Raw genomic sequence first — 7,710 nt, 5'->3', positions numbered from 1 at the left:
GAAGCCATCGGTTAGGGGCTGCGTAACTATATCAGGATTTGCAAAAGAGGTTGATGGAACAGCAGGCGAAATAGGTGCGTACCCATCAGGAGCATGGGGCGTATAAAGAGATACACTCTCTATAGTTGGGGCGAGATAGTTCATAGGTAATTACCGTAATATTGAATATGTTGTGTGCTCTAAGCGTTGCCTCAGGTTGTGAATAGGAAAAGTTCTGTTTAAAGCTTATTATGACAAATAAAGCGCAAATACAAAATAACCCTAAGTAACCTGAAGTCTACCACTAAAGTAGTAGACGCTAAGTTGCTTAAGGTTGTTTAATGATAAGTTTTTTAATAACAGGGTTTTTAATAACGGGTTTTTTAGCTAAGAATCCGAGAAAACTTCTAGCTATGCAGCCAAGGAAAAGGTTGCACCGTCACAGTATTACCCGCTGCTACATTGCCGCTGTCTTTTTCTAAGACGATAAAGCAATTGGCACGGCTAAGCTGCTTGATTCTATGCGACTGCTGATTTGAGAAACATTCAACTTGGTAATCACCCGCCTCACCTTGCGTTAATACCCCGCGCTGGAAGTCTTTGCGACCGACTGATTTTCTAATGTCATTGGCGAGCGTGGCTTTAACGTTCAGTTGCATGGGTTGTTCAGTCAAGCTAGCGCCTGACATCTGCCACAGCGCTGGAATCACAAATTGCAGCGCCCCGACTACCGTGGATAACGGATTGCCAGGTAGGCCAAAGTATAAAACAGGTTTATCAACGTTTTTTGTTAGTTCGCCAAACACGAAAGGTTTGCCGGGCTTCATGGCTACTTTATAGTGGTTAATTTGGCCGAGCTGCTCGACGACGGTCGTCAAAAAATCATAATCTCCCACCGACACGCCAGCAGTTGAGATTATCACATCACACTTTTTCATGGCTTTATGAATGACTTTGGTAGTCTGAGCCATATCATCAGGGACAATGCCGTAGTCATTAATGACGATAGGTAAAGAGTCTAATAAGCTTTTAAGAGTCGGCGTATTGGAGTTGTATATTTGCGCTAAATTTTTTAGCTTATCACCAAGTGCGACAAGCTCGTCACCAGTCGCCAGCAGTCCGACAGTGAGTGGTTTAAACACTTTTACTGTGCTAATGCCTAAATTGGCAAGTAAGCTAATATCGGCAGGATTAATGCGTTTGCCTTGCTGTAAGACCAGCTCATTCTGCTTTATCTCCTCCCCTTGCTTACGGATATTGGCATCTACGTCTGCCGCTTTTGATAAAATAATATCGTAAGGCTGGGTTTTATCAATGTTATCTTTGATATAAGCAAAATTGGTGTTCTCTTGCATGATGACCGTATCGCAACTATCCGATACGACTGCACCGGTAAAGATACGAATACCTTGGCCCTTTTTGAGCTTACCTGTGTAAGGAGCGCCTGCTTGCGACTCTCCAATGATTTCAATAATCTTGCCTTTTGGAAGATCACTATTATGAGCAATAGCGTAGCCATCCATCGCCGATAGATTCTGTCTCGGCACAGCAAATGATGAAATAATATATTCAGCCAATATCTGATTACGGCTGTCTAACAGAGCGCAACTACTCACTGACCTTTTAGATAGCGGCCAGTCGTTTTGATTGTAGTTATTGACTCGCTGCTTTATCGCTGACTGTAACTCTTCGATAGTAATCATAAGCGTACACTCTTTTTATTAACCGTAAGCATTCGCATCTCAAAAGAGACACGTCAAAAGTAGTTAATTAACCCCGAAAGACGTTTTCTTGCTCAAGCGTCATCTCAATCCCTTCTATGTCTGCTTCATCTGCTAAGGTAAACAGATAGTCGCACAGTGACTGATGAAAGGCTCGCTGGCTCAACTTATTGTGTATAGCAGGGCTTACTTGCTCATAAGTCATTTGTATGCCTAGTTGCTTATCCAGTACGTCGACGATATGAAAACCATATCTGCTTTCGATAGGACTAGGTGCCAGTCCTGCATCTAATTTGAATAACGTGCTTTCAAATTCTGGTACAGTTTGGCCTTTACTGATGATACCTAACTCACCGTCCTGCTCTTTTGAAGGGCAAGCAGAATATTGCCGAGCTAATTGAATAAATTCAGCATTAGGATTGATATCATTGTTAATTTGTTCAATAAATTCGTAAGCGCTCTTTTTGAGTTTTAGTCTCTCATCACCATCTTCTGGCAAACACGCCAATAAGATATGACGAACGGACATAATCGGGTCGGTCATAAAATCGTGCATATTTTGCTGATAGTAACGCTCGCATGTTGCCATATCAGGTATCGTCGCTTGGACGTTTTTGTCTATTAATGCAGAGATTGCTTGTTCTTCATCTTTTGTCCATGCCGGCTCACCTAGGCTAGGTTCATTCAACACGGCAAGCTTTAATAATTCACGCACTACCAAAGCTTGGGTCGCTAAGAATACAGCGTCTTCTTTGTCTTCTGCTGGATGATACTGTAGCTCTTGCGCGATAGCGGTTCTATCAATCATCACACCGTTGACCGTCACAGAGGGTAGCTCATCGCGGCTAGAGGCAATCAGATTTTTGTGGTTGCTACGCTCTTCTGACATAGCTCTTTCAATGAACTCTTGATCAGAATGAGGCTTTTGAAGATCAGTCAAGGTTGGCATCATACGAACGATATCATCGCCATTACTTATAGTAATATTATTAGCGACATTTGAAGCATGATTGTCACTGTTAACTTTACTATTAACGTTGCTGTTAGCATCACTATTAACATTATTATTAACATAGTCGGCTGGGTTATAGGTACTGACATTCATGGCTGGTACTCCACTAATAATTCATATAATAGAAAATAATATAAAAAACAACATAGGCAATTTAAAAATATTATTCAGACTTTGATTTAAAACAAATGTATCCCACTCTCAACTCAGTATGGACTATCGTAGGCTGTGGCTTTAGCCCAGCATTTTACTTTTGCAAAACTCTAAGCTGGGCTAAAGCCACAGCCTACGCCAACATAGTTAAATAGTTGAGAGTGGGATAAAAATGTATAAAATAAAGCAGCACTTAAAATCTTAATTATCACGCAACCTAGCTTTTTAATAAGCCCTCTAAGTGCCGCTCTATTTTTCTTATTTATTCATGTAATTGAAAATATATCTTACTGATAAAATTAAGACAGCTCTAAGCTCATTTTAGGACCGAACGGCTCGTAATGAACATTATCTACCCCATGATCGAGCTTCATCAGCCCATCAATCATACTTTCCATAAATGGCATTGAACCGCACACATAAATATCTGCTGGCTCTGGCAACGTAGCAAGCCACGCTTCATCAAGTATTTGTCCAGAGTCAAAATAGAAAATATGTTTTTCAACGTTTGCCGCTGATTCTAAAAGTTTATTGACCTCAGTATCAAAGGCGTGGTGCTCTTGGTTCTGGCAAGCATATACCCAAATGATAGGTCTCTCTGGGTTCGCCGTCACTTGCGCCTCTAACATCGATAAGATAGGCGTGACTCCAACGCCAGCACTCATCAGTACTAATGGAATATTGTTTTGCTGCACTAAATCTTCAGTGAGCGCAAAGTCGCCAGCAGGTGCAGATAATAAAATGATGTCGCCAACCTCTACTTCATCATGTAAATGGTTGGAGACCAAACCATAATGGCCGTCACGATTGTCCCGTCTTACTGCAAACTGAATACCTTTATCGGTATTAGTTGAATATAAAGAATAATGACGCAGGGCTACATGATCACTATCTTCAGGATCGGTTTTTACAGTGATATATTGACCAGCAGCTAGGTTGAGCTTACTTAGGTCAATGTTTTGGCTGGTTTCTGAATTGTCATTAACTGGAACGACAGTAAAAGCAGCAATATCTTTAGCAGCAGCTGACTTTGCAACCACTTTAAAAGGTACGAAACCTTCCCACATTGCTTGCTCATACATATCTTCTTCTAGCTGAATAAAGACGCCAGCAATCTCATCATAAGCTTCAGTCCAAGCATCAATGATGTCGTCATTAGCTGCTTCTCCTAGCACTTCTTTTATCGCGCCAAGTAGATGCTTACCCACGATAGGATAATGCTCTGGCAGGATTTGTAAGGCGCGATGCTTATGACTGATTTGTGTCACTTGCGGTAGCAAGATTGCTAAGTTTTCAAGATGTTTGGCAGCGGCTAAAACCGTGGTCGCCAGTGCAGTCTGTTGCCGACCCAGCTTTTGATTGGTCTCGTTAAAAATGTCTAACAGTTCAGGATGCTCTTTGAACATGTTCTGATAGAACACGGTGGTAATCGCGGTGCCATGCTCTTCGAGTACAGGTACGGTTGCTTTTACGATTTCTAATGTCTTTGGTGAAGCCATTATATTTTCCTTAGTGAGTATTGGTTGAGTGTTATTTGGTATACATTATAAGATTCATTTAAAATGAATCTTATAATAACTTATCATAACATCAATGCTGTATCACTGTTGTGACTTTTTCTCTTACGACTATTTCTGCTATCACTGCGACTCTTACCACTATTACTATTGTGAGTTTTTCTGCCTAACAATCTGATAACGGCGACCGAAATACCAGACTGGTGCGCTAATAATATGGATCAATCGAGTGAACGGGAAAATCATAATCAGGGTAATACCTAGCGCCATGTGCAGCTGGTAAATCAGATCGGCTTGCTCAATACGTGCGGCGGCTTGGATAGGTCTTAAGACGGTAATGTCTTGTGCCCAACCAGCAAAGTTCATCATCGTATAACCATCTAAGTGTTGCACAGAAGTAAAGATGGTTATCAAGCCTAAATTAAGCTGAACGAATAAGAGTACGAGTACCAGCTTGTCTGAGAATGATGAAGTGTTGGAAATACGATCATCAGTGAAGCGTCGCCACATGAGCATCGCCAGACCAATCCAGCAAAATACACCGGCAATACCGCCCACTACCACGGCTGCAATCTGTTTATTACCGGCACTGATAAAGGTCTCATAAATAAAATGCGGGGTTAGCAATCCAAATAGATGACCAAGTAGCACGACAATGATACCGACATGGAAAAAGTTGCTTGCTAAGCGCATGTTTTTGGTTCTGAGCATCTGAGTAGAGCCAGTCTTCCATGAATACTGCGATAAATCAAAACGCACCCAAGTACCAACGATAGCGACGGCCAAAGCAATATAAGGATAAACACCAAAAAGGAATATCTGTAGCCAATTTAGGCCGGCTAGAGCCTCTAAATTAGGACCTGCAATATCCATGTCTTATCTCCTTACGATTAATTGACCGATGATTCTTGGTTCTGGCTTTGTTGGAAGTCCACCCAGTGCACAGGAGCATCAACCACTTTGGCGGCCGCAGATTTTCTAACCCCTGCTTTTGCAGCAAGGCTCTGGGTACTTGTCTGCGAGGGACAGCGCTCTTCTTGCTGTGCATCCAAAAAGGTGACGACTTCTTCTTCCCATTCTTTATCTAGCGCTTCAAAACTGTCGTCGCGCTGCTCTTTACTGATTTTTTCTTGATACTCATCAACCATATCGAGTGGCTTGCCAGCAATCTGTAATAGCGCATTGAAGCAGCCTTTATACAAGCTTCCGCGGTCTTCGAGTCTGGCAGCAAGCAAAGCAATAATGTGACTGACATCAGCGATATCCATACGAATCTGAATATCATCTTCAATAACCGCTGCTTGGTAAGCCAAAAATTCCAAATATAAAGGCAAGAAATCTGGCAACTCTTTAACGCTAATCTCAAAGCCCGCTTCTTGGTATTGATTCATCAAATCGACCATCGCTTGCCCGCGATCACGAGACTCCCCATGCACATGCTCAAACAGCCAAAGCGATAAAGAACGACCACGCTCAAAGAGACCGTCATAACGCGCTTGCGCCTCAAGAGATCCCGTCTCAATTAAGTCTTCAATCAAATTAATAATCTGGATACGCACATCCGGACTAATGAGTGTGGATTTCGCCACTATCTCTGCACAATCTGCGAGCGTATCGCCTAAGAACAACTCATTACTGGGATAATCTATAAGTAGGCTCAATACTTTTAATAGCTTGAGATCTGAATTGCCAATACTAGGCGGCACAATTGGCTCATTCACTGAATTGGCATTATAAACTTGAGAAGTTTGCATCTTACGACTCCCACTTTTGTACAGTGTCGATGAAATCACGGCGATTGGCTTTACGTTGACCAAACATACTGTTGTCAGAATGTCCTGAGCAGCCTTCACCGAAGGTGAAACCGCAGCCATTACGCTCAGCAAAAGCATCACTTAATGCTTCTTCACGATGGGCAGTTGGAATGACAAAACGATCTTCATAGTTAGCAATAGCAAGATAGCGGTACATCTCTTCAACTTGCAGTTTAGTGAGACCCACGTCATCCAAGATACTTTGTACTTCTTGCTTTTCAACCAGCTGCATACGCTTGTAGCTACGCATGGCCAGCAGACGTTTTAACGCTAAACGTACTGGCTCTTCATCGCCTGCTGTCAGCAGGTTAGCAAGATAACGTAGCGGAATACGCAAACTATCGACATCTGGAATCAGTCCATCCATACCGACTTTGCCAGCTTCGGCAGCATTCTGAATCGGTGACAATGGCGGCACATACCACACCATCGGCAAGGTACGATATTCAGGATGTAGCGGTAAGGCGAGCTTCCAATCTACCGCCAGCTTATACACAGGTGAGCGCTGCGCAGAATCAATCACCGACTGCGGCACGCCATCTTTTAATGCCTGAGCAATCACGACAGGATCATTGGGGTCTAAAAATAAATCCAGCTGAGCTTGATAGATATCCTGCTCATTAGGAGTGCTAGCCGCTTCGGCAATCTTGTCAGCATCGTATAAAAGCACGCCTAGATAACGGATACGACCGACACAAGTCTCCGAGCATACGGTCGGCATACCTGCTTCGATACGCGGATAACAAAAGATGCATTTTTCAGATTTTCCGGACTTCCAGTTGTAGTAAATTTTTTTATAAGGACAGCCTGAGATACACATCCGCCAGCCGCGACATTTTTCTTGGTCAATCAGCACGATGCCATCTTCTTCACGCTTATAAATCGCGCCACTAGGACAGGCAGCCACACAAGTCGGATTCAAGCAATGCTCACAAAGACGCGGTAGATACATCATGAAAGTATTTTCATATTCGCCATAAATATCCGCTTGGATATTATCGAAGTTCTTATCCTTACGACGTTTTTCAAACTCCGTACCTAGGATTTCTTCCCAGTTGGGACCCCATTCTATCTTTTGCATGCGCTTGCCTGTGATGGCTGAACGCGGGCGGGCGATAGGCTGGTGGTTACTGATAGGTGCGGTATGCAGATGCTGATAATCAAAATCGAATGGCTCGTAATAATCATCAATCTCTGGCAAGTCAGGGTTAGCAAATATATTGGCGAGTACTCTGAATTTACCGCCGATGCGTGGGTTTATGCTGCCGTTGGCATTACGTATCCAACCGCCTTTCCATTTGGTTTGATTCTCCCACTCTTTGGGGTAACCGATGCCGGGCTTAGTTTCAACGTTATTGAACCACGCATATTCCATACCTTCACGGCTGGTCCAGACGTTTTTGCAGGTGACTGAGCAAGTGTGACAACCGATACATTTATCAAGGTTAAGCACCATGCCTACTTGTGAACGAATTTTCATGGGGTGTGCTCCAAGTATTTATATAATAAGTATT

6 protein-coding genes are annotated in these 7,710 nt (G+C 42.9%); all 6 read right to left on the bottom strand.

What is annotated here, in order from left to right; genetic code table 11:
* Positions 1-386: 386 nt before the first annotated feature.
* The 6 genes from ACTQ9S_RS04615 to narH all read right to left on the bottom strand — a co-directional run bounded on the left by ACTQ9S_RS04615 (position 387) and on the right by narH (position 7,676).
* A complete protein-coding gene (locus ACTQ9S_RS04615; RefSeq protein ID WP_440454025.1) occupies positions 387-1,682 on the bottom strand; it encodes a molybdopterin molybdotransferase MoeA in 1,296 nt (431 codons plus the stop codon).
* Between the two features lie 67 nt (positions 1,683-1,749).
* On the bottom strand, positions 1,750-2,652 hold the full coding sequence (locus tag ACTQ9S_RS04610) for a peptidylprolyl isomerase (protein ID WP_440454048.1): 903 nt from the start codon (positions 2,650-2,652) through the stop codon (positions 1,750-1,752).
* 512 nt (positions 2,653-3,164) lie between these two features.
* A complete protein-coding gene (locus ACTQ9S_RS04605; RefSeq protein ID WP_440454023.1) occupies positions 3,165-4,364 on the bottom strand; it encodes a globin domain-containing protein in 1,200 nt (399 codons plus the stop codon).
* 165 nt (positions 4,365-4,529) lie between these two features.
* A complete protein-coding gene (gene narI, locus ACTQ9S_RS04600) occupies positions 4,530-5,255 on the bottom strand; it encodes a respiratory nitrate reductase subunit gamma (RefSeq protein WP_068328997.1) in 726 nt (241 codons plus the stop codon).
* A gap of 17 nt (positions 5,256-5,272) precedes the next feature.
* Positions 5,273-6,136, bottom strand: a complete 864-nt coding sequence (gene narJ / locus ACTQ9S_RS04595) for a nitrate reductase molybdenum cofactor assembly chaperone (RefSeq protein ID WP_440454022.1) — start codon at positions 6,134-6,136, stop codon at positions 5,273-5,275.
* Position 6,137: 1 nt separating this feature from the next.
* Complete coding sequence (gene narH, locus ACTQ9S_RS04590) at positions 6,138-7,676, bottom strand: nitrate reductase subunit beta (RefSeq protein WP_068037235.1); 1,539 nt, start codon at positions 7,674-7,676, stop codon at positions 6,138-6,140.
* Between the last annotated feature and the right edge of the window lie 34 nt (positions 7,677-7,710).

Origin of the sequence: Psychrobacter sp. ASPA161_9 (assembly GCF_051970275.1) — a bacterium.
GTDB lineage: Bacteria > Pseudomonadota > Gammaproteobacteria > Pseudomonadales > Moraxellaceae > Psychrobacter.
This window is presented reverse-complemented; position numbering and strand designations above follow the sequence as displayed.

Coding starts and splice junctions, on each gene's coding strand:
- narJ (WP_440454022.1), bottom strand. CDS start 6,136: ATGCAAACTTCTCAAGTTTATAATGCCAATTCAGTGAATGAGCCAATT.
- ACTQ9S_RS04605 (WP_440454023.1), bottom strand. CDS start 4,364: ATGGCTTCACCAAAGACATTAGAAATCGTAAAAGCAACCGTACCTGTA.
- narH (WP_068037235.1), bottom strand. CDS start 7,676: ATGAAAATTCGTTCACAAGTAGGCATGGTGCTTAACCTTGATAAATGT.
- ACTQ9S_RS04610 (WP_440454048.1), bottom strand. CDS start 2,652: ATGATGCCAACCTTGACTGATCTTCAAAAGCCTCATTCTGATCAAGAG.
- narI (WP_068328997.1), bottom strand. CDS start 5,255: ATGGATATTGCAGGTCCTAATTTAGAGGCTCTAGCCGGCCTAAATTGG.
- ACTQ9S_RS04615 (WP_440454025.1), bottom strand. CDS start 1,682: ATGATTACTATCGAAGAGTTACAGTCAGCGATAAAGCAGCGAGTCAAT.